This is a genomic window from Streptomyces sp. SGAir0957 (genome assembly GCF_043523415.1).
Window position 1 is genome coordinate 6,419,947 of sequence record NZ_CP027293.1, and the last position, 21,676, is coordinate 6,441,622.

The 21,676-nt window shown below is 72.7% G+C and carries 24 protein-coding genes; 16 read left to right on the forward strand and 8 right to left on the reverse strand.

What is annotated here, in order from left to right:
* Positions 1–128 precede the first annotated feature (128 nt).
* From C1N81_RS33880 to C1N81_RS33895, 4 genes are all read left to right on the forward strand, one after another.
* Positions 129–986: a hypothetical protein gene (locus C1N81_RS33880; protein ID WP_394435122.1), complete on the forward strand. Its 858-nt coding sequence runs from the start codon at positions 129–131 to the stop codon at positions 984–986.
* Positions 987–1,082: 96 nt separating this feature from the next.
* Positions 1,083–2,681, forward strand: a complete 1,599-nt coding sequence (abc-f, locus tag C1N81_RS33885) for a ribosomal protection-like ABC-F family protein (RefSeq protein ID WP_394435123.1) — start codon at positions 1,083–1,085, stop codon at positions 2,679–2,681.
* A 392-nt stretch (positions 2,682–3,073) separates the two neighbouring features.
* The gene (locus tag C1N81_RS33890; protein ID WP_324772334.1) at positions 3,074–3,295 is read left to right on the forward strand and encodes a helix-turn-helix domain-containing protein; all 222 of its coding nucleotides are present in this window, start codon (positions 3,074–3,076) and stop codon (positions 3,293–3,295) included.
* 138 nt (positions 3,296–3,433) lie between these two features.
* On the forward strand, positions 3,434–4,225 hold the full coding sequence (locus tag C1N81_RS33895; RefSeq protein WP_394435124.1) for an enoyl-CoA hydratase/isomerase family protein: 792 nt from the start codon (positions 3,434–3,436) through the stop codon (positions 4,223–4,225).
* Positions 4,226–4,261: 36 nt separating this feature from the next.
* Here C1N81_RS33895 and C1N81_RS33900 read toward each other — a convergent pair whose 3' ends face one another.
* Positions 4,262–4,996 (reverse strand): nucleopolyhedrovirus P10 family protein, encoded by a 735-nt coding sequence (locus C1N81_RS33900; protein ID WP_394435125.1) that lies wholly within the window; start codon positions 4,994–4,996, stop codon positions 4,262–4,264.
* A 109-nt stretch (positions 4,997–5,105) separates the two neighbouring features.
* Between C1N81_RS33900 and C1N81_RS33905 the strand changes: the two genes are divergently transcribed.
* From C1N81_RS33905 to amaP, 5 genes are read left to right on the forward strand one after another with little or no spacing between them, the layout of a single operon-like run.
* Entirely contained in the window at positions 5,106–5,576 is a 471-nt protein-coding gene (locus C1N81_RS33905; RefSeq protein WP_394435126.1) for an Asp23/Gls24 family envelope stress response protein, read from the forward strand.
* Positions 5,577–5,616: 40 nt separating this feature from the next.
* On the forward strand, positions 5,617–5,802 hold the full coding sequence (locus C1N81_RS33910; RefSeq protein WP_394435127.1) for a hypothetical protein: 186 nt from the start codon (positions 5,617–5,619) through the stop codon (positions 5,800–5,802).
* Between the two features lie 3 nt (positions 5,803–5,805).
* The gene (locus tag C1N81_RS33915) at positions 5,806–6,147 is read left to right on the forward strand and encodes an Asp23/Gls24 family envelope stress response protein (protein ID WP_394435128.1); all 342 of its coding nucleotides are present in this window, start codon (positions 5,806–5,808) and stop codon (positions 6,145–6,147) included.
* Positions 6,144–6,788, forward strand: a complete 645-nt coding sequence (locus C1N81_RS33920) for a DUF6286 domain-containing protein (RefSeq protein WP_394435129.1) — start codon at positions 6,144–6,146, stop codon at positions 6,786–6,788. The genes C1N81_RS33915 and C1N81_RS33920 overlap by 4 nt, the downstream gene beginning before the upstream one ends.
* A 4-nt stretch (positions 6,789–6,792) precedes the next feature.
* Positions 6,793–7,371, forward strand: a complete 579-nt coding sequence (amaP, locus tag C1N81_RS33925) for an alkaline shock response membrane anchor protein AmaP (protein WP_394435130.1) — start codon at positions 6,793–6,795, stop codon at positions 7,369–7,371.
* A 70-nt stretch (positions 7,372–7,441) separates the two neighbouring features.
* Here the strand turns inward: amaP and C1N81_RS33930 are convergent, their stop codons facing one another.
* The 6 genes from C1N81_RS33930 to C1N81_RS33955 all read right to left on the reverse strand — a co-directional run bounded on the left by C1N81_RS33930 (position 7,442) and on the right by C1N81_RS33955 (position 12,977).
* Positions 7,442–8,197 (reverse strand): SDR family oxidoreductase, encoded by a 756-nt coding sequence (locus C1N81_RS33930; protein ID WP_394435131.1) that lies wholly within the window; start codon positions 8,195–8,197, stop codon positions 7,442–7,444.
* Positions 8,198–8,202: 5 nt separating this feature from the next.
* Positions 8,203–9,996, reverse strand: coding sequence for a glycoside hydrolase family 15 protein (locus C1N81_RS33935; RefSeq protein ID WP_394435132.1), 1,794 nt, complete (start codon positions 9,994–9,996; stop codon positions 8,203–8,205).
* Between the two features lie 91 nt (positions 9,997–10,087).
* Positions 10,088–10,885, reverse strand: coding sequence for an SURF1 family cytochrome oxidase biogenesis protein (locus C1N81_RS33940; protein WP_394438408.1), 798 nt, complete (start codon positions 10,883–10,885; stop codon positions 10,088–10,090).
* Positions 10,886–10,972: 87 nt separating this feature from the next.
* On the reverse strand, positions 10,973–11,206 hold the full coding sequence (locus C1N81_RS33945) for a hypothetical protein (RefSeq protein ID WP_394435133.1): 234 nt from the start codon (positions 11,204–11,206) through the stop codon (positions 10,973–10,975).
* A gap of 63 nt (positions 11,207–11,269) precedes the next feature.
* Positions 11,270–12,271, reverse strand: a complete 1,002-nt coding sequence (locus C1N81_RS33950) for a DEDDh family exonuclease (RefSeq protein ID WP_394435134.1) — start codon at positions 12,269–12,271, stop codon at positions 11,270–11,272.
* 67 nt (positions 12,272–12,338) lie between these two features.
* On the reverse strand, positions 12,339–12,977 hold the full coding sequence (locus C1N81_RS33955; protein ID WP_394435135.1) for a TetR/AcrR family transcriptional regulator: 639 nt from the start codon (positions 12,975–12,977) through the stop codon (positions 12,339–12,341).
* A gap of 161 nt (positions 12,978–13,138) precedes the next feature.
* Between C1N81_RS33955 and C1N81_RS33960 the strand changes: the two genes are divergently transcribed.
* From C1N81_RS33960 to C1N81_RS33990, 7 genes are all read left to right on the forward strand, one after another.
* The gene (locus C1N81_RS33960) at positions 13,139–13,936 is read left to right on the forward strand and encodes an acetoacetate decarboxylase family protein (protein ID WP_394435136.1); all 798 of its coding nucleotides are present in this window, start codon (positions 13,139–13,141) and stop codon (positions 13,934–13,936) included.
* The gene (locus C1N81_RS33965) at positions 13,936–14,820 is read left to right on the forward strand and encodes an SDR family NAD(P)-dependent oxidoreductase (protein ID WP_394435137.1); all 885 of its coding nucleotides are present in this window, start codon (positions 13,936–13,938) and stop codon (positions 14,818–14,820) included. Before C1N81_RS33960 ends, C1N81_RS33965 begins: the two co-directional genes overlap by 1 nt.
* A 13-nt stretch (positions 14,821–14,833) precedes the next feature.
* Entirely contained in the window at positions 14,834–16,135 is a 1,302-nt protein-coding gene (locus tag C1N81_RS33970) for an amidohydrolase family protein (RefSeq protein ID WP_394435138.1), read from the forward strand.
* On the forward strand, positions 16,132–17,367 hold the full coding sequence (locus C1N81_RS33975) for an amidohydrolase family protein (protein ID WP_394435139.1): 1,236 nt from the start codon (positions 16,132–16,134) through the stop codon (positions 17,365–17,367). Before C1N81_RS33970 ends, C1N81_RS33975 begins: the two co-directional genes overlap by 4 nt.
* Before the next feature lie 100 nt (positions 17,368–17,467).
* Entirely contained in the window at positions 17,468–18,370 is a 903-nt protein-coding gene (locus C1N81_RS33980; RefSeq protein WP_394435140.1) for a sterol desaturase family protein, read from the forward strand.
* A complete protein-coding gene (locus C1N81_RS33985) occupies positions 18,367–19,041 on the forward strand; it encodes a lysoplasmalogenase (protein ID WP_394435141.1) in 675 nt (224 codons plus the stop codon). The genes C1N81_RS33980 and C1N81_RS33985 overlap by 4 nt, the downstream gene beginning before the upstream one ends.
* 21 nt (positions 19,042–19,062) lie before the next feature.
* Positions 19,063–20,106: a zinc-dependent alcohol dehydrogenase family protein gene (locus C1N81_RS33990; protein ID WP_394435142.1), complete on the forward strand. Its 1,044-nt coding sequence runs from the start codon at positions 19,063–19,065 to the stop codon at positions 20,104–20,106.
* A 63-nt stretch (positions 20,107–20,169) separates the two neighbouring features.
* Here the strand turns inward: C1N81_RS33990 and C1N81_RS33995 are convergent, their stop codons facing one another.
* Positions 20,170–21,675: a S8 family serine peptidase gene (locus C1N81_RS33995; RefSeq protein WP_394435143.1), complete on the reverse strand. Its 1,506-nt coding sequence runs from the start codon at positions 21,673–21,675 to the stop codon at positions 20,170–20,172.
* Between the last annotated feature and the right edge of the window lies 1 nt (position 21,676).

Genomic DNA, 21,676 nt, shown 5'->3' on the forward strand with positions numbered 1-21,676 from the left:
CGCACCACACCCGAACGGGCGACACCGGGCCCGCCCCCCGGCCCCGCTGCTTGGCCCCAGGCCCCGCGCCCCTGCACTCTGCGCCCTATTCACGATGCACGACGAACAGCGGCACAAGGGGTACGGGGATGGCGGTGGGCCCGCTGAGGGTGGGGACGACCGGTGCGCGGGGCGAGGCGGGCGCGCGGACACCGTCGGACGGGGCCGGTGCGCCGCCCCGGGTGCCTGTCCCCGAGACCGGCGTCGCCCTCACGCGCCCCGCGATGAGCGGCCCGCGCCCGCGCCCCGCCCCCCGGCACCCCTGGAAGGCCCCGCTCCTGGCCCTGGCCGGCCTGCTCCTCGTGGCCGGTGCCGCGTACGTCCGCCCCGCGCCCTACGGGGACCACCTCGTCCGGTACGCGTCCGCCGACGGCGGCGTCCACCTGCGGGCGCGACGCGGCGTCGTCGAGGCGTACGGCGAGGACGGCGCCCCGCGCTGGCGGTACGGCCGGGAGGGGCGGCGGCCGGTCGCCGTGCGGCGCGTCGCCGGGGAGGCGCTCGCGATGTGGAGCGACGGCATGGTCACCGACACCGACGGCGCCGGGGCCGTGCGCTGGCACCGGGGCGTCCCGGGCGCCGCCGCCTGGCTGCGGACGCCGGGCGCGCGCGGGGGACGGGGCGTGCTGCAGCCGCTCGGCCCGGCGGCGCGGATGCTCGCCGTCGTCACCCGGGACCGCGTCGCCGCCTACCGCGTGGCCGACGGCGACCTGCGATGGGTGCTGCCCGCGCGCGAGGGCTGCGCCTTCGCACCGGCCGCGGCGGTACGGCGCGGTGGCGCGCTGCTCATCGCCCAGCCCTGCGCGGACGACACCGTGGCGTGGAGCGAGCGGATCGTGGCCGTCGACGGCCTGGGCCGGATCGTCCCCGGGCGGACGCCCCTGGGCAATGACCTGCCGGGCGGCCCCCGCCCTGGCGCCCCGGGAAATCCGCTTGCATCACCCCGTTAAACTGGTTCTCATGACGTTTCTTCTCTGGGTGGATTAGCGGCGCCGACCGGCCCTCGCCTTGTCAACCAGCCGTAAACCCTGTCCTGGAGCACCCCCGTGATCACCGCATCCGGTATCGAACTGCGCGCCGGCGCCCGCATCCTCATCGAGAACGCCTCGTTCCGTGTCGCCAAGGGCGACCGCATCGGCCTGGTCGGCCGCAATGGCGCGGGCAAGACGACCCTGACCAAGTGTCTCGCCGGTGAGGGCATCCCGGCCGGCGGCACCATCTCGCGCTCGGGCGAGGTCGGCTATCTGCCGCAGGACCCGCGCACCGGCGACCTCGACGTGCTGGCCCGCGACCGCATCCTGTCCGCCCGCGGCCTCGACGTCCTGATGCGCAAGATGCGCGAGAACGAGCAGCGCATCGCCAACGGCTCGGGCGCCACCCAGGCCAAGGCGCTCAAGCAGTACGAGCGCCAGGAGACCGAGTTCCTCACCAAGGGCGGGTACGCCGCCGAGGCCGAGGCCGCCACGATCGCCGCCGCGCTCAACCTCCCGGACCGGGTCCTCGGCCAGCCCCTGCACACGCTCTCCGGTGGTCAGCGCCGCCGTATCGAGCTGGCCCGCATCCTCTTCTCGGACGCGGACACCCTGCTCCTGGACGAGCCGACCAACCACCTGGACGCCGACTCCATCGTCTGGCTGCGTGACTACCTGAAGACCTACAGCGGCGGCTTCATCGTGATCTCCCACGACGTCGAGCTGGTCGAGACGGTCGTCAACAAGGTCTTCTACCTGGACGCGAACCGTTCCCAGATCGACGTCTACAACATGGGCTGGAAGCTCTACCAGCAGCAGCGCGAGGCCGACGAGAAGCGCCGCAAGCGCGAGCGCCAGAACGCCGAGAAGAAGGCGTCCGCGCTGAACGCGCAGGCCGACAAGATGCGCGCCAAGGCGACCAAGACGGTGGCCGCGCAGAACATGGCCAAGCGCGCCGACAAGCTCCTCGCGGGCCTGGAGGAGGTGCGCCAGTCCGACAAGGTGGCCAAGCTGCGCTTCCCCGAGCCGTCGCCGTGCGGCAAGACGCCGCTGATGGCCGAGGGCCTGTCGAAGTCGTACGGCTCGCTCGAGATCTTCACCGACGTCGACCTGGCCATCGACAAGGGGTCGAGGGTCGTCATCCTCGGTCTCAACGGTGCGGGCAAGACGACCCTGCTCAAGCTGCTCGGCGGCGCCGAGAAGCCCGACACCGGGCAGATCATCGAGGGGCACGGCCTCAAGCTCGGCTACTACGCGCAGGAGCACGAGACCCTCGACCCGGAGCGCACGGTCCTGGAGAACATGCGCTCGGCCGCCCCCGACCTCGACCTGATCCAGGTGCGCAAGACGCTCGGCTCGTTCCTGTTCTCCGGCGACGACGTCGACAAGCCGGCCGGGGTCCTCTCCGGCGGCGAGAAGACCCGTCTCGCGCTCGCGACCCTGGTCGTCTCGTCGGCGAACGTCCTGCTCCTCGACGAGCCGACGAACAACCTCGACCCGGCCAGCCGCGAGGAGATCCTCGGCGCGCTGCGCACGTACAAGGGCGCGGTCGTCCTCGTCACGCACGACGAGGGCGCCGTGGACGCGCTCCAGCCCGAGCGGATCATCCTGCTCCCGGACGGTGTCGAGGACCTCTGGGGCCAGGGGTACGCGGACCTCGTCGCCCTCGCGTGACCTCCCGGGCCCTTGCGTGACGTCCCGAAGGGGCCTCGCGGGCGTCAGCACCGCTTGATCGAATGACTGATCCACTGAGTATGGATCATTCGGCCGATCCGTGATCCATCATCTGAGTGAGATCGCCTCGTACTGCGGTGTGTCATACACGGATTTCGCTGCTCATCGCGGTGCGCGGCCCTTCTCTCGCGGGCTCGTCGCTGACCTGCCGGTTTCCCGGAATAGGCGGCGGCGGGCAGCAAAAAAGGCATCCGGAATTCCCTGTTCCGGTCGGGTGGATCGCCTTCCCGGCAAGAATTGTGCGGCTACCGACCTTGCCGAATGGGTGGCCAGGAACGCCGCAAGGGGTGATCATGGGAATTCCAGAGCGCACTTCCCATGAGGAGGCACGGGTGGCCGAGACTCTGAAGAAGGGCAGCCGGGTGACCGGCGCCGCGCGCGACAAGCTCGCGGCAGACCTGAAGAAGAAGTACGACTCCGGTGCGAGCATCCGGGCACTGGCCGAGGAGACCGGCCGCTCGTATGGCTTCGTGCACCGGATGCTGAGCGAGTCCGGGGTCACGCTGCGAGGTCGCGGCGGGGCCACACGAGGCAAGAAGGCCGCGGCGAACTGACGCGTCCGACCTGCCCTCACGGCCTGGCAACGGGCCCGTTCGGCTCACTGGTTCCTTCGGTGACCACCCGGTCGGTCGACTGACCGGCCGGGTGGTTACTGTGCAGTCACTTATGACCGCGCAGACTCGGAGGCCCCGATGACTCAGCCCGCACCGCTCCTCGACAAGGACGGCGTCCGGCTCACCGTAGACGACGCGATCGCCACGGTGACCCTGAGCAACCCGGACAAGCGCAACGCCCAGAGTCCCGCGCTGTGGCGGGCGTTGAGCGAAGCCGGGCGCTCGCTGCCGGGCTCCGTGCGCGTCGTCGTGGTGCGCGGCGAGGGCAAGTCCTTCTCCGCGGGCCTCGACCGGCAGGCGTTCACGCCCGAGGGGTTCGACGGCGAGCCGTCCTTCATCGATCTGGCGCGCGGCGGTGAGGAGTACCTCGACTCCGCCATCGCCGAGTACCAGTCCGCGTTCACCTGGCTGCGCCGCAGCGACCTGCTGTCCGTCGCCGCCGTGCAGGGGCACGCGATCGGTGCCGGGTTCCAGCTCGCCCTCTCCTGTGACCTGCGCGTCGTCGCCGACGACGTGCAGTTCTCCATGCGCGAGACCAGCCTCGGCCTCGTCCCCGACCTGACGGGCACGCACCCGCTCGTCGCCCTCGTCGGGTACGCGCGCGCCCTGGAGATCTGTGTCACCGGCCGCTACGTCCACGCCGACGAGGCCGTCGCCGCGGGCCTGGCCAACGTCGCCGTACCCGGCGACCAGCTGACCGCCGCCACCGACGACCTCGTCGCCGCCCTGCTCGCCGCCCCGCGCGACGCAGTCATCGAGACCAAGGCCCTCCTCCAGGGCGCGGCCGGCCGCACCCTGGACGAGCAGCGCACCGCCGAGCGGGCCGCACAGGGGCGCCGCCTCCGGGACCTGGCGGGGCTCGGCGACTGACCCGGCGTCACCCTTCCCACCTCTCCTGAGCCCGCTCTAGGCCCGCTCGACCGCCGTCACCAGGACCGCGACCGACGGCGCGTCCGGGAACGCCGTCGTCACCGCCCGGCGGACCTGGCGGGCCACGTCCAGGGCGCGGGCCCGCGCCGACACCGCCAGCTCCACCCGGACGTGACGGCGCGGCAGCGCCCCCGTACCGGCCTCCCGCTCCTCGATGTGGACCGCGCGGCTCATCCCGCCCAGGGCGCCCGTCAGCGCGGCCACGCCGGGCACGGACCGCGCCGCCTGGGCCGCGCGCGCCTCGTCCCCGGAGAGCGGGCGCGGCTCCGACGACTCGTCAGGGGCGGGGGCCGGCCCGGCGGGCTCCTCGGTGCCGGCCTCCAGCAACTCCGTGACCTGGAGGTCCACCGCCTCCACCACCAGGCCGAGTTCGTCACCGGCGGCCCGCGCGAGCGTCATCCGCAGCCGGGTCGTGACCACCGGCAGCGGCTCGTCGGCGGCTGCCGCGCACCCGGCCACGATCCGCAGCGGACCCGGCGGCAGCGCGCCCGGCGGGGCGGGCACCGCGGCCTCGTACGTGCCCTCCGGGTCGGCCTGTTCGAGGCGCAGCGCACCCAGGCGCACCCCGCGCAACGACGCCACCGCGACACGCAGTACGTCCCGCGCCGCGGACTCCGCGATCCACGCCCCGTCACCCGGCCCGCCCAGGGGGACCAGCCTGCCGATACCGAGTTGGTGCCGTACCGCCTGTGCCCATCGATCTACCGTCATTCCCCCAGGCTGCCCCATCCCGGGCGCGAGAGAGGGTAACCGCACTTAATGTGGGCAAAAGAAAGCACCATCCCACCGAGATCACTCTCAAAGAAGAGGGGACGGGTCGATGAGCGAAACCACGCACCAGCAGTCGGGCGGGGCGACGGCGGCCGCCGCGCGGACCAACGTGACCAAGCGGGGCGGCGGCGACCCGGGCAGCCGGGGCAAGACCACCATCGCCGACGGCGTCGTCGAGAAGATCGCGGGTCTCGCGGCGCGTGACGTGGACGGCGTCCACGCGATGGGCAGTGGCCTCTCCCGTACCTTCGGCGCGGTGCGCGACCGGGTGCCGGGCGGCGGCAAGTCCGTGACGCGCGGGGTGAAGGCCGAGGTCGGCGAGGTGCAGACCGCTCTCGACCTGGAAATCGTCGTCGAGTACGGCGTGTCGATCGCGGACACCGCGCGCGCCGTGCGGGAGAACGTCGTGGTGGCCGTCGAGCGCATGACCGGGCTCGAGGTCGTCGAGGTGAACATCGCCGTCAGCGACGTGAAGCTGCCGGACGAGGAGGACGACGAGCCGGAGTCGAAGCTCCAGTGAGACCCGCACCCGCCCGCAGCATCGGCATGAGGAGCGCACGATGAATCTGGCCGTGGTCGGCATGATCGCCGGCATGGCCCTCGCATTCGCCGGATACTTCGGCGGCTTCGGGGCCTTCCTGCTGGTGGCGGCGCTCGGCGCCATCGGCTTCATCGCCGGGCGGTTCCTCGAGGGGGACATGCAGCCCGGCGAGTTCTTCCGCACGCGCGGCGACCGGCGGCGGTGACCCGTGGCGACACAGGTCGCGTCCGCCGAACGCGGCGCGACCCGGATCGCCGACCGGGTCGTCGCGAAGATCGCCGCGTACGCGGCACGAGAGGCGCTGGAGACCGTCCCGGCCGACGGCTCGCCGCCGCACGCCACGGTCGCCGTGCACCGCGGCGCCGCCCGGGTCCGCATCAGCATGGACCTCGGCTACCCCGCGGACATCGGCGGCCAGTGCGGTGCCGTACGGCGCCACGTCGCGCACCGGGTACGGACGTTGACGGGCATGGAAGTGCCTGAAGTGGCCGTCCAGGTCGAACGGCTGCACCCGGAAGGCACAGGCACGGAGCGCGGGAGGATCCGGTGAGCGAACCCACCCAGCGGCTGCCCGTCGCCGAGCGCACCGGGGACGACCCCGGTGACCGGCCGCAGGCCGCGGAGGAACGGCCGCCGGAGCGCGGCAAGAAGACCGGCCGCTGGTGGTCGGCCCGCCGCGTCCCGGCGACCCTCGCCGCGCTCGTGCTCCTCGGCGGCATCGGCATCCTGCTCTACGACATCGCGTCGGTACGGTCCGGCCGCCCCGGCATGGAGTGGCGCCGCACCCTCGCCCGGGAGCTGGCCGAACGCCCGCTGGACGACACCCCGGTCCTGATCGGCGCGGGCGTCGCCGCCGCGCTCGGGCTCTGGCTGCTCCTGCTCGCGCTGACCCCGGGGCTTCGCGGGGTGCTGCCGATGCGCCGCGTCCACCCCGACGTCCGGGCCGGGCTGCAGCGGGACGCCGCCGCGATGGTGCTGCGCGACCGGGCCATGGAGGTGCCGGGCGTGCAGTCCGTCAAGGTCCGCGTCAAGCGCGCCAAGGCGAAGGTGCGGGCGGTCTCGCACTTCCGCGAACTCGACGACGTACGGGGTGACCTGGACTCCGCGCTCGGCGACACCGTCCGGGGTCTCGGTCTCAGCCGCGACCCGCGGCTCTCCGTGCGTGTGGCCCGCCCCGGCAAGAAGGGATGACGGCGTGCTGAGAACAGTGAACCGGATCGTGCTCGCGCTGCTCGGCATCGTCCTCGTGGTCGCAGGCGGCTCGGTGCTCGCCGTCGGCCTCGGCGTGAAGCCGCCGTCCTGGTGGATCCACGACGGCCGCAAGGACGTGCTGCTCAGCGTCGCCGACCGGAACCGCTGGCGCGACGAGGGCTGGTGGTGGCCGGTGGTGATCGCCGCGCTGGCCGTCCTCCTGCTGCTCGCGCTGTGGTGGCTGGTGGCGCAGTTGCGGCGGCACCGGCTCTCCGAGGTGCTCGTCGACACCGGGGACGGCGAAGGGGCCCGGCTCCGTGGCCGCGCCCTGGAGAGCGTTCTCGTCGACGGGGCCGAGTCGCTGGACGGCGTGGAGCACGCGGGCGCCGTCCTGACCGGCCGTCGGTCCTCGCCGCGGGCCCGCGCGCGCCTCACCCTGGCGCCGCACGCGACGCCCGGTGAGGCGCTGCGACGGCTCGGCGAGGACACGCTCGGCCAGGCCAAGCGGTCGGCGGGGCTCGACGCGCTCCCGGCCGAGGTCCGGCTGCGCGCGGTCAAGCACCGTGCGGAGCGCGTCAGTTAGCTCAGTGAGAGATGTCCGGCAAGGGTGCGGGGCGACGACCGGTCGCCCCGCACCCTTCGCGCGTACAGGATCAGAAGCCGTGCCTGGAGCCGCCGTCCACCGGCAGCATGACGCCCGTCAGGTACGAGGCGGCCGGTGACAGGAAGAACGCCGCGGCCCTGCCGAACTCGGCCGGGGTCCCGTAGCGGCGCAGCGGGATGCGCGACTCGTTGGCCACCCGGGTCGCCTGCGGGTCGGCCGACATGCCGTCAAGCTCGCGCACCCGGTCCGTGTCGATGCGGCCCGGGAGGAGGCCGACGACGCGGATGGAGCGCGGGCCCAGCTCGTCGGCGAGGGATTTCGCGAACCCGGCGAGCCCGGGGCGCAGCGCGTTGGAGATGGTCAGGCCGGGGATCGGCTCGTACACGGAGCCGGAGAGCACGAAGCCGATGACGCCGCCCTCGCCGAGTTCGGCCGCGGCCCCGCGCGCGAGCCGTACCGCGCCGAGGAACACCGACTCGACCGCCGCCTGCCACTGCTCGTCCGTGGTGTCCGCGACGAAGCCGGGGGCGGGCCCGCCCACGCTGACGAGGATGCCGTCGAAGCGGCCGAAGTGCTCCCGCGCGGCGGCGATCACCCGGTCGGCGACCCGCGGATCGGCGTTGTCGACGCCGATCCCGACGGCGTTCGCGCCGATGTCGGCCGCCGCGTCCTTGGCCTTCTGCTCGTCGCGTCCGGTGATGACCACCTTCGCGCCGTCGGCGACGAGTTCGCGGGCGGCGGCGTTGCCGAGGCCACGGGTGGCGCCGGTGACGACGTAGACACGGTCCTTCAGTCCAAGATCCATGGTGCCTATCCTGCCTCTCCGGCGTCGTCGGTGCCGAACAGGGTCAGCGCGGTGGTCACCAGACCGATGTGGCTGAACGCCTGCGGGAAGTTGCCGAGCTGGTGGCCCGCCGCCGGGTCGTACTCCTCGGCGAGCAGCCCCACGTCGTTGCGGAGCGCGCAGAGGCGTTCGAACAGCTCGCGCGCCTCCTTCGTGCGCCCCGTCATGTGCAGCGCGTCCGCCAGCCAGAACGAGCAGACGAGGAAGGCGCCCTCGTCACCCGGCAGGCCGTCGACGGTGGTGTGGTCGGTGCTGTAGCGGCGGACGAACCCGTCCTGCGCCAGCTCCGCCCGGATGGCGTCCACGGTGCCGATCACCCGCGGGTCGTCCGCGGGCAGGAACCCGACGCGCGGGATGAGAAGCGTCGCCGCGTCCAGTTCCGAAGAGCCGTAGGACTGGGTGAAGGTGCCGCGCTCGGCGTCGTAGCCGCGCTCGCACACGTCCTGGTGGATGGTGTCCCGCAGGGTGCGCAGACGGTCGAGGTCGCCGGGCAGGCCCGGGTCCTCCTCCATGGCGCGCACCGTGCGGTCGACGGCGACCCAGGTCATGACCTTGGAGTGGACGAAGTGACGGCGCGACCCGCGCACCTCCCACAGCCCCTCGTCGGGTTCGCGCCACGCGTCCTGGAGGAAGTCGAGCAGCGCCAGTTGCAGCTGCCACACGTGCGGCTTGTCCCGCAGCCCGGCCCGGCGCGCGAGGGCGAGCGAGTCGACGACCTCCCCGTACACGTCGAGCTGCAACTGCTCCACGGCGTCGTTCCCCGTGCGGACGGGGCGCGAGCCGCGGAACCCGTCCAGCCAGCCCAGCTCCTCCTCGGGCAGCCGCCGCTCGCCCGCGAGCCCGTACATGATCTGCAGCTTGGCGGGGTCACCGGCGGCCGCGCGCACGAGCCAGTCGCGCCACGCCTCGGCCTCGTCGAGGTAGCCGGCCCTGACGAGCGCGTTCAGGGTCATGGTGGAGTCGCGGAGCCAGCAGTAGCGGTAGTCCCAGTTCCGTACGCCGCCGATCTCCTCCGGCAGCGAGGTGGTGGGGGCCGCGACCATGCCGCCGGTCGGCGCGTACGTCAGCGCCTTCAGGGTCAGCAGGGAGCGGAGCACGGCCTCGCGGTGCGGGCCGTCGTAGCGGCACCGGTCCGCCCACGCCTGCCAGTCGGAGAGGCTGTGCCGCAGCGCCTTGTGCGGGTCGATCAGCTTGGGGCGGTGGTGGTGCGAGGGGTGCCACGTCAGGACGAAGGCGACGGTCTCGCCCGCCTCCACGGTGAACTCGGAGTGCGTGCCGAACGACTCGCCCCATGTGTGCACCTCGGGCTCGCTGCGCAGCCAGGCCGCGTCGGGTCCGGCGACGGCGACCCGGTGCCCGTCGCTCCGCCGCACCCACGGCACGACGTTGCCGTAGTCGAACCGGAGCCGCAGGCTGCCGCGGACGGTGACGCGGCCGCTGACGCCCTCGACGATGCGGACGAGGTCGGGCGCCTTGTCGCGCTGCGGCATGAAGTCCGTGACCCGGATGTGGCCCTCGTCCGTCTCCCACTCGGTGTCCAGGACGAGGGTGCCGGGCCGGTAGGAGCGGCGTGTGCAGTCGCCCGCACCCTTGGGGGCGAGCCGCCAGTGGCCGTTCTCCTCGTCGCCGAGCAGCGCGGCGAAGCAGGCGGGGGAGTCGAAGCGGGGCAGACAGAGCCAGTCGACGGAGCCGTTCTTGCCGACGAGGGCCGCGGTCTGTTCGTCGCCGATGAGGGCGTAGTCCTCGATATAGGGGTGCACCCGATCCGCGTTCCCGGCGCCCCGGCCCGGCAATCCAGGACGCGACCGCATGAGTGATCGAATCGGTCGCGCTCTCGGACCGCCAGGTCGCTCAGACCGCTGCGGGCGTCGCGTCCTGGGTCTCGCGCTCGGACTCCGCCTTCTTGCGGCGGTCGCGCAGCTCGCGGCGGAGCAGGACGACCCAGCCGACCGGCACGGCCGCGGCGAACAGCCACCACTGGTACGCGTACGCGAAGTTCAGCGCCGCGTCCTCCTGGCCCGGCTTGCCGATCAGCTCCGGGGTGTCGCCCTTGGGCTCGGGGGCGGTCTGCGCGAGGTAGCCGCCGAGCACCTCTGCGCGCAGCCGCTGGGCCTGTTCCTCGCTGTTGACCAGCATGATCTGCCGGTCGGGCAGTCCCTTGAGGTCCTTGATGCCGCTGGCCTCGGTCGTCTCGTCGGGCATCAGACGGCCGGTGACGGTGATCTCGCCGCGGGGCGGGGCGGGGATCTTGGGGAAGGCGGTCTGGCTCGGCCCGTCCGCCGGGATCCAGCCGCGGTTGACGAGCACGACCTTGCCGTCGGTCAGCCTGAACGGGGTGAGGACGTGGTAGCCGACCTCGTCGTCGGAGTTGACCCGGCGGCGCACGACGACCTCGTCGTCGGTGTCGAAGCGGCCCTTCGCCGTCACGGCGTGGTAGCGCTCGGCGCTGGTGACGGTGTGCCCGGGGGACGTCAGGGATTCCACGGGCACGGGGTCGGCCGACAGCGCGTCCGTGACCAGCTGGTTCCGGTGGGCACGCTCGTCATGGCGGTGCATCTGCCAGATGCCCAGCCGGATCATCGTGGGGATGAGGACGAGAGCGACCAGGGTGAGGATCACCCACTGCCGGGTCAACAGGAAGCGGTACACCCCATGACGGTACCGCTCGGTCATGGGGTGTTTTGGACGGGGGTGCACCTGATGCGGGCGGGGCCGCCCCCGACGGCGCGGAACCGGTCAGACGTTGTCGACGATGCCCACCATCCCCTCCGCCCGGGAGCAGTGCGCCCCGCAGAACCAGTGTCCGTCGACCTCGACGCCCTGCCCGATGATGCGGCACCGGCAGTGCTCGCAGATCGGCGCCATGCGGTGGATGGCGCAGGAGAAGCAGTCGAAGACGTGCACCGCTCCCTGGGCGTGCACCTCGAAGGACATGCCGTAGTCGTTTCCGCAGACTTCACAACGTGCCATGCGCCACAGGGTGGGCTCCGGGGCGGCGCCGGGCGAGCGGGCGCGGGGCGAGTCGCCCCGCAATCACCCGTCTGTCGCGTCCGCGGGCTCCACCGTATGGAGCAGCTGCCCGAACGCCGCCTCGTCCATCACCGGCGTCCCGTACTGCTTCGCCTTCACGACCTTCGAGGTGTACGAGTCCGGGTCGTTGGTCACCAGGAGGCTCGTCAGCCGGGACAGGCTCGTCGCCACATGCAGCCCCGCCTCGACCGCCCGGTCCTCGAGGAGTTCCCGGTCGACCGAGGTGTCCCCGGAGAACGCGACCCTCATGCCCTGCTTGAGCGGTTTGCCAGGTTCGTACCGGCCGGGGTTCGGATACGGGCACGCCGGCCTCTTCCTGGACGGCCGCCAACTGCCCGCACCGCCGCCCCGGTAGGGCGAGCCGTACGAGGCGCCCGGCTGGCGCGGCACCGCGGGCTCCGACCACTCCATGAGCGGACGGCACTCCAGGAGCGGCAGCCGCACGTTCCCCGCGGCCGCCGCGCGCAGGCTCGGCAGGAACGCCTCCGCGAGCACGCGCGCGTCGTCGAGGGCGTGGTGCGCGCGCTGCTGCACGACGCCGAAGTGCGCGGCGAGCGACTCCAGCTTGTGGTTGGGCAGCGGCAGCCCCAGCTCCTTGGAGAGCGCGATGGTGCACAGGCGCTGGCGGACCGGGGCGGTGCGCTTCGCGCGCGCGTACTCGCGGGCGATCATGGACCAGTCGAAGACCGCGTTGTGCGCGACCAGGACGCGGCCCTCCAGGCGCGCCGCGAACTCCTCGGCGATCTCCGGGAACAGCGGGGCGCCGGACAGCACGTCGCTCGTCAGACCGTGGATCCACACCGGGCCCGGATCGCGCTCGGGGTTGACCAGCGTGTACCAGTGGTCCTCGACCGTGCCCCGCGCGTCGAGCCGGTAGACGGCGGCCGAGATGATCCGGTCGTCCCTGGAGAGGCCGGTGGTCTCGACGTCGACGACCGCGTATCCCTGCGGGTACGCGGTCGGCCAGTCGGTCGCGGACGATACGGTCGGGCGGTCTTCGAGCATGGTCCCTGAGGATACGGCCCGCGACTGACAGCGTGGTCGCCGCCCGCCCGGTGCGTCGTGGCCGCCGTCAAGTACCGGGCGTGAGCAGGGACTTCACCAGGGCGGTCACGGAGGTGGTGAAGAGCCGCTCCGGATCCACCGGCGCGGCGAGGGCCTTGGCGAGCGCGCGGTCGCTCCCGGCCGCCGTGTCGGCTGTGTCGCGTTCGCCCCACAAGTCCTCTTCGCCCGGCCGCTGGACGGGGGACCGCTCCCGGTTCCGCTCGACCAGGACGTGCCCGACGACCAGGAACTGCACCGCGCGTACGGCCTCGGCGGCACGGGCCCCGCGAAGACCCGCCGCGTGGACCTCGCGCACCAGGGCCTGTTGCGCGGGCAGGAACATGCGCTCGGTCAGGCCTCGCTCGTGGACCATCGCCACCAGATGCGGGTGGGCGCGCAGCTGACGGCGCAGCGCCCGCGCGACGGAGACCACGCGCGCGTGCGGAGTCGCCCCGCGCGGCCGGATCTCGCCGAGGTCGGCGACCGTGCGCTCCACGAGCGCGTCGAGCAGCGACTCGCGGTTGCCGACGTGCCAGTAGATCGACGTGACCGCCGTGCCGAGCTCGGCCGCGAGCTTTCGCATGGTCAGGGCGTCCGGACCGTGCTGCTTGACCAGGTTCGCGGCGGCGGTCAGCACCTCGTCGCGGGTGAGCGGTGGGCGGGACACCGGATCGCCCCCTTCACGAGCGTGCGCCTCCTGGCCGGTGCGCGTGTCTTTACCCTTCATCGCCGCCGGTGTAACTGTGTTACAGAGCCGGCGTCCCAGGGCCGCGCTCGACGCGCCACGCGCACGACCCCCCGCACGTCGAGGACGAAGGGCGGTACGACATGGCACGCGTACGGTACGGAGCGCGCACCGAGGCGGAGATCGCCGCCGCGCGCGCGGCGAGCAGCGCACTCCCCGACATCTGGTCCACCGGCGTGGTCGCCGTGTGGGAGTCGGACCCGGACACGGTCGCGGCGGTGCTGCCGCCGCCGCTGAAGCCCGCCGGGCGGCCGCTCGTGCGGGCCACCATCAGCAAGGTCGATCTGCCGGGCTATCCGCTGGGCGCGGGGTCCGTCGCGGTCGCCGCCGAGCACGCCGGGGTGGCCGGCTGGTATCCGCTCGTCATGCCGATGACGCACGAGCGGGCCCTGACCGGCGGCCGCGAGGTGTTCGGCGAGCCGAAGAAGCTCGGTGACGTCACGGTGGAGCGCGACGGGCTCGTGGTGCGGGCGGCCCTGGCCCGGCACGGCATCGCGTTCGTGGAGGTGCGGGGCGCGGTCAGCGGGGCGCTGCCCGTGCCGGAGCCGGCGCGGAAGACCGACTTCTACTTCAAGTTCCTGCCCGCCGTGGACGGTTCGGGGTTCGACGCGGACCCGCTCCTCGTGCACTGCGTACGCGACGAGAAGGTCAGGAAGCTGGAGCGCATCACCGGTGACGTGGTCCTGCGCGAGTCCATGTACGACCCGGTCGCCGACCTGCCCGTCCGCACCCTGGTCGAGATCACCGTCGGCGAGAAGACCACCGACCAGAAGGGCAGGGTCGTCGAGCGCGTCGACGGCCAGGCCCTGCTCCCGTACATCCATCAGCGCTACGACGACCCGCGGCAGATCCTCGATGGGCCGCCCGAGGGGAGCGTCTGATGCGCCTGGCGGCGGGCCAGGTCGCCGTCGTCACGGGCGCGGCGAGCGGCATCGGGCTCGCGATGGCGCGCCGGTTCGCGGCGGACGGGCTCAAGGTCGTCCTCGCCGACGTGGAGGAGCGGGCCCTGGAGAGCGCTGCCGAGGGGTTGCGGGCGGACGGGGCGACGGTGCACGCGCGCGTGGTCGATGTCGGCGAGCGGGCGGAGGTGATGGCCCTCGCCGAGGACACGTACGCGGCCTTCGGCCACTGCCATGTGCTGTGCAACAACGCGGGCGTCGGCTCGGGCGCCGAGGGCCGCATGTGGGAGCACGAACCCAACGACTGGAAGTGGGCGTTCGCCGTCAACGTGTGGGGCGTCTTCCACGGCATCCAGGCGTTCGTGCCGCGCATGATCGGCTCCGGTGAGCCGGGACACGTCGTCAACACGTCCTCCGGGGACGGCGGGATCGCGCCGCTGCCGACCGCGTCCGTGTACGCCGTCACCAAGGCGGCCGTCGTCACCATGACCGAGTCGCTGTACGCGCATCTGAAGGCGGAGCACGCGCGCGTGGGCGCCTCCGTGCTCTTCCCCGGCCCCCACATGCTGCGCACCGGCCTGTGGGAGTCGCACCGCAACCGGCCCGGCCGGTACGCCAAGGAGCGGCCCCGCAGGACGCCCTACCGCAGCCTCGACCAGTGGGAGGCGGCGATGAAGGAGGCCGGGCGGGAGGTCGCGTTCACCCCGGTCGAGGAGGTGGCGGACCTCGTCGCCGAGGGCATCGCGGCGGACCGGTTCTGGCTGCTCCCCGCGAGCGAGCACAGCGACCGGCAGATCAGGGCGAGGGCGCGGTCGATGCTGGACCGGGCGGACCCGGCGTACCTGGAGAGCTTCATTCTCGACTGAGGGGTGACCCGCGATGACGGCTCAGCGGAACGACGACCCGTACCTGATCATTTCCTCCGACTGCCACGCCGGACTGCCCACCGAGGAGTACCGGCCCTACCTGGAGCGCCGTTTCCACCGCGCCTTCGACGACTTCCTGGGCGAGCGCGACGCCCGCCGCGAGGAGGCGACCCGGCTCGGCATCCGCAACGACGCCTTCGCCGCGAAGTGGTTCGCCGACCATGAAGAGGGGCTGCGCGGCGGCTGGGACGCGGCCCAGCGCCTCAAGGAACTGGACGGTGACGGGGTCGCCGCCGAGGTCGTCTTCCCCGACGCGGACGCCGTGGACAGCCGGACGGCGGCCCCCTTCGGCGTCGGCCTCGGCCTCTCCGGCGACCAGGACCCGGACCTCGGCATGGCGGGCGCCCAGGCCCACAACCGCTGGCTCGCCGACTTCGTCGGGCAGCACCCCGAGCGCCATTGCGGGGTGGCCCTGCTGCCCATCACGGCAGCCATCGACCAGGCGGACAAGATCGTGGCGGAGGTGCACCGCGCCAAGGAGTCCGGCCTCGGCGCGCTGATGATCCCGTCCATGTGGGTCGACAAGGACCCCTACCACGCGAGCCGTTACGACCCCGTGTGGGCGGCGGCGGCCGAGTGCGGGATGCCGGTGGTGACCCACTCCGGCGCCGCACCCCGCCACGAGTACGGCGACCACCTCGGCATCTACGTCAGCGAAGTCACCTGGTGGCCCGCGCGCCCGCTCTGGTTCCTGCTCTGGTCCGGCGTCTTCGAACGCCATCCGGGACTCAAATTCGGCGTCGCCGAGTCCGGCTGCTGGTGGCTGCCGAACCTCCTGTGGTTCATGGACCGCCTCTACCTGGGCGCCCACGGCGGCAAGAAGCTCTCCCCGTTCGCCGAGCTGAAGCGGCCCCCGCACGAGTACCTGGACCGCCAGGTCTTCGTCTGCGCCACCAACACCAAACGCCGCGAACTGGCCCAGCGCTACGAGATCGGCGTCGACAACATCCTCTGGGGCAGCGACTTCCCGCACCCCGAGGGCACCTGGCCCGACACGCGCGCGTGGCTGCGCAGGACCTTCCACGACATCCCCGTCGCCGAGACCCGCCGGATGCTCGGCCTGGCCGCCGCCGAGGTCTTCGGCTTCGACACCGCGAAGCTTGCGCCCCTCGCGGCCCGTATCGGCCCGACCCCCGCCGACCTCGGCCAGGACGCCGACCAGAGCGCCGTGGAGGCGTCCTGGGCGCGCTCGCGCGACGTCGGCAGGCACTGGCTGACCGACCACGACTTCCCGACCCTGGGGGTGACCCCGTGACCTCACCGACCGACCGGTACACGGTGATCTCCGCCGACTGCCACGCCGGCGCCGATCTCCTCGACTACCGGCCCTACCTGGACCGCGCCCACCACGACGCCTTCGACGCCTGGGCCGCCACCTACGTCAACCCCTACGAGGACCTGCTCGCCGACACCGCGGACCGCAACTGGAACTCCGCGCGCCGGATCGAGGAGCTGGAGCGGGACGGCATCGTCGCCGAGGTCGTCTTCCCCAACACCATCCCGCCGTTCTTCCCGTCGGCCTCGCTCATGGCCCCGGCGCCCACGCGCGCGGAGTTCGTCCAGCGCTGGGCGGGCCTGCGCGCCCACAACCGGTGGCTCGCGGACTTCTGCGCCGCCGCACCCGGCCGCAGGGCGGGCGTCTTCCAGATCCTCCTCAACGACGTGGAGGAGGCGGTGAAGGAGATCCGCTGGGCGGCCCGAGCGGGCCTGAACGGCGGCCTGTTGCTGCCCGGCACCCCGCCGGGCTCGGGCCTCCCCGAGCTGTACTCGTCGACGTACGACCCCATCTGGCGGGCCTGCGCCGAACTCGGCGTCCCGGTCAACCACCACGCGGGCTCCGCGTCCCCGCCGCTCGGCGACGAACCGGCCGCCCGCGCCGTCTTCATGGTCGAGACGACCTGGTTCTCGCACCGCGCCCTGTGGCATCTGGTCTTCGGCGGCGCCTTCCGCAAGCACCCCGGTCTGAAGCTGGTCCTGACCGAACAGGGCTCCGGCTGGATCCCCGGCGTGCTCGACATGCTGGACTACTACCACGGCCGGCTGGTCGCGGCGGCGTCCAAGGCGGGCACGGCGGAGTCCAAGTTCGGCGCGGGCCTGGCCGATTCGATGGGCAAGGGCCCCTCCACCGTATGGCGCGAGAACTGCTTCGTCGGCGCCAGCTTCATGCGCCCCCACGAGGTCCCGCTCCGTGACCGCATCGGCCTCGACAAGATCATGTGGGGCAGCGACTACCCGCACGACGAGGGCACGTACCCCTACAGCCGCGAGGGCCTGCGCATCGCCTACGCGGGCCTGCCGCCCGCCGAGATCGCCGCGATGGCCGGCGGCAACGCGGCCCGCGTCTACGGCTTCGACCTCGCCCTCCTCGACCCGATCGCCGCGCGCGTGGGGCCGACGGTCGCCGAGATCGCCGAGCCGCTCAAGGAGGTGCCGGGGGACGCGACGAGCCCGGTGTTCGCGACAGGGGGTTCGGTCCGGGTGTGGTGAGCGAGGGGGCCGGGGCCCGGCAAGGCGGGGCGTACCGCCGGTAATACTTGTCGGTAACAACCCCTAGCCGGGGCCCGTCACCCGCCCGTACGGTGCACGCATGTCGTCGCCGAACCTGCCCGATGTCGTGCTGTGGTCGATACCCGCCTTCGTGCTGCTCACGATCGTCGAGATCGTGAGCGTGCGGATCCATCCCGACGAGGACGCCGCCGGATACGAGACCAAGGACGCGGCCACCAGCATCACCATGGGGCTCGGAAGCCTGGTCTTCGACTTCCTGTGGAAGATCCCGATCGTCGCGATCTACGCGGCGGTCTACGAACTGACACCGCTGCGCGTGCCCGTCCTGTGGTGGACGGTCCCGCTGATGCTGCTCGGGCAGGACTTCTTCTACTACTGGTCGCACCGCGGGCACCACGTCGTCCGCATCCTGTGGGCGTGCCACGTCGTGCACCACTCCAGCCGCAAGTTCAACCTGTCGACCGCGCTGCGCCAGCCCTGGACGAGCCTCACCGTGTGGCCGTTCTACCTGCCGCTCATCGCGTGCGGCGTGCACCCGGCGGCGCTCGCGTTCTGCTCGTCGGCCAACCTCGTCTACCAGTTCTGGATCCACACCGAACGCGTCGACAAGCTGTGGCGGCCCTTCGAGTTCGTCTTCAACACGCCCTCCCACCACCGCGTCCACCACGCCTCGCAAGGCGGCTACCTGGACCGCAACTTCGGCGGCATCCTCATCGTCTGGGACCGCCTGTTCGGCTCCTGGGTCGCGGAGGAGGAGCGGCCGGTGTACGGGCTCACCAAGAACATCGACACATACAACCCGCTGCGCGTCGCCACCCACGAGTACGCGGCGATCGCAAGGGACCTGAAGACGGCCACCACTTGGCGTGCGCGGGCCGGACACGTCTTCCGCGGACCCGGCTGGCGGCCCGCGCCGGTGAGCACGCCGGACCCGGCGCAGCGGAGCAGCCCCTCGCCGAAGGTCCCCGAGGGCGCCGCGTGACCTTGCCGCGGGCCCTGCGCACCGCCTTCCTCGTCGTCTGCGCCGTCGACCTCGGCGCGCTCCTCGCCGGGGCGGACACGGCGCACACCGTCGCCAAGCCGCTCCTCATGCCCCTGCTCGCGGCCTACGTGGTCGCGCGCGGCGGACCCCGGCTGCTGTGCGCCGCATTGCTGTGCGGCTGGGGCGGCGACGTCCTGCTCCTCATGGACCAGGACGCCGCGTTCCTCGCCGGAATGGGCTGCTTCGCCGCCGGGCACGTCTGCTACCTCGTGCTCTTCAGGCGGTACGGGGCTCCCCGCGCGCGTGGCCGCCTGCTGGGCGTCCTCTACGGCGTCGCGCTCCTCGCCATGGTGGCCGCGCTCCGGCCCGGCCTGCCCGCGGACATGCGCGGCCCCGTCGCCGCGTACAGCGTGCTGCTCACCGCCATGGCGTACGGAGCGTCGCGGCTCGGGCCCGTCGCGGGCGTGGGCGGCGCGCTCTTCCTGCTGTCCGACTCGCTGATCGCCATGGGGGTCGCCGACTGGCCGCGCCTGCCGCCGGCCGACTTCTGGATCATGCTCACGTACGTCGCCGCGCAGTATCTGCTGGTGCGGGGGGTGCTCGGGGCGCGCACCGAGCCTGGTGAGGCGTACCGTGAAAAGAGTGCCGAGACCCGGCGCACCCCGCTTTGACCTGCACAAAGGAAACACCTCATGCGCGCCACCACCATCCACGCCCCGTTCGACCTGCGGGTGGAGGACGTCCCGGACCCCGTCGTGACCCTGCCCACCGACGCCGTCGTGCGCGTGCTGCGCGCCTGCATCTGCGGCAGCGACCTGTGGGCCTACCGGGGCGAGGCGGCGCGGCAGCCGGGGCAGCGCATCGGGCACGAGTTCCTCGGCGTCGTGGAGGAGACCGGCTCCGAGGTGACCACGGTGCGCCGCGGTGACCTCGTCGTCGCGCCCTTCATGTGGTCGGACGGCGTGTGCGACTTCTGCCGCGAGGGCCTGACCACGTCGTGCGAGCACGGCGGGTTCTGGGGCGCGGTCGGCTACGACGGCGGCCAGGGCGAGGCCGTGCGCGTGCCGTACGCCGACGGCACCCTGGTCGGCCTGCCCGCCGACGCGGCCTCCGACGACCGGCTGCTCTCCGCCCTGCTCACGCTCTCCGACGTGATGGGCACCGGCCACCACGCGGCGCTCGGCGCGGGCGTCCGCGAGGGCGTCACGGTGGCCGTCGTCGGGGACGGCGCGGTGGGCCTGTGCGGGGTGCTCGCGGCCAAGCGGCTCGGAGCCGAGCGGATCATCGCGCTCGGCCGCCACGAGGCGCGGACCGCCATCGCGCGCCGCTTCGGCGCCACGGACGTCGTCGCCGAACGCGGCGAGGCCGCCGTCGAGGCGGTCCGTGAGCTGACCGGGGGCCGGGGCGCGCACTCCGTGATCGAGGCCGTCGGCACCGAGCAGTCGATGCGCACGGCCGTGGACATCACCCGCCCCGGCGGCGCCATCGGCTACGTCGGCGTCCCGCACGGCAGCTCCACCGGCCTCGACCTCGGCGTCATGTTCGGCCGGAACATCGCCCTGCGCGGCGGCGTCGCCCCGGTCCGCACCTACATCCCCGAGCTGCTGCCCGACGTCCTGGACGGCACGATCGACCCCTCGCCGGTCTTCGACATGACGGTCGACGTCGAAGGCGTGCCCGGCGGCTACAAGGCGATGGACGAGCGCACCGCCCTGAAGGTCATGGTCACCAACTAGCGCCGACGCGACAGGGCGGGGAGGAGCCGCCCGGCCCCTCCCCGCCCTGTCGTGCGTATGGCCCTACTTGGTCACGGCGTCCAGCGCGTCCGCCGCTCCCGCTCCGTAGAAGCTGTTCTTGTTCTTGCCGCCCTCGCAGACCGCGTCGACCGTGCCGTCCCCGTCGATGTCGTACGGGTCCGTGCACGGCGTCGCGTCGGCCTGCTTGTAGAGCAGCGCCTTGACCTGCGCGGCCGACGCCTTCGGATGCGTCGACTTGATCAGGGCCGCGACGCCCGCGACATGCGGCGACGCCATCGACGTACCGGCCTTGTAGCCGTACTTGCCGCCTGGCAACGTCGACAGGATCAGGCCGCTGGTCGCCGGGGGAGCGGGCGTCTGGTAGGCGGTGCTGTCGCCGCCGGGCGCCGCGATGTCGATGACGTTCCGGCCCCAGTTCGAGTACGACGCCTTGATGCCCTTGGCGCCGGTCGCCGAGACGGTGACGACGCCGGGCAGCTGCGACGGGATGTCGATGCAGTCCTTGGTCCTCACCGTGCGCGGTACGGGCGTCGAGTCGTCCGGCGAGGAGTCGTCGACGATCTCGTCCTGCGCGAGGTCGGTCGAGGCGTTGCCCGCCGCGGCGACGTTCACCGCGCCCTTGCGCTCCGCGTACCGCGAGGCCCGCTGGACCGCCGTGACGAGCGCCTTCTGGTCGGCGTCCGTCTTGCAGTTGAAGAGCCACGGGTCGGTGTAGTAGCTGGAGTTGGTGACGTCGACGCCGTGGTCGGCCGCCCACACGAAGCCGCAGACGACGGCCTCCGTGTAGTACATGCCGGTCGCCGGCTCGGCCACCTTCAGGCTCGCCACCTTCACGCCGGGCGCGACACCGGTGACGCCGACGCCGTTCTTCGCGGCGGCGATGGTGCCGGCCACGTGCATGCCGTGGTCGGACTCACCGGCGACGGGGCGCCAGGCGTTGTCCTTCTGCACGGGCACGCCGCCCAGGCAGCTCGCCGACGCCTGCCGGTCGAAGTTCGGCGCGATGTCCGGGTGGGTGTCGTCCACGCCGGAGTCGAGGACGCCGACGGTCACCTTCGGGCTGCCGAGGGACTTCTCGTGGGCGCGGTCCGCCTTCATGGCGGGCAGGTCCCACTGCAACGGCTCCAGCGGGTCCTGCGCTGCCGTCGCCTTCCCGGCCGCCTTCTTCGCCTCGGCGGCGGTCAGGACCTGCTCGGTGGCGAGGTCGTCGCTGGACTGCGCGGCCAGCGGCGCGGTGCGGGTGGCCCCGGCCGACTGGACCCCCTTGACCGTACGGATCGTCTTGGCGAAGTCCGGGTTCTTCGAGTGGACGACAAGGACGCCGATCTTGTCGTACGCGATGACGACGCTGCCGCCCGCCTTACCGACCGCCCGCTCGGCACGGACCGCGTTCCCGTGGCCCGCCTTGACGTTGACGACATAGCTGAGTTCGGGGCCGTCCGCCTTGCCGGACGCCTCCGCCGCGCCCGCGTTCGGCACGACCGCGAGCGCGGACGCCATGGCGAGACCCGCGGGGAGTGCGAGGGTGCGGACGAGACGCTTGCTCATG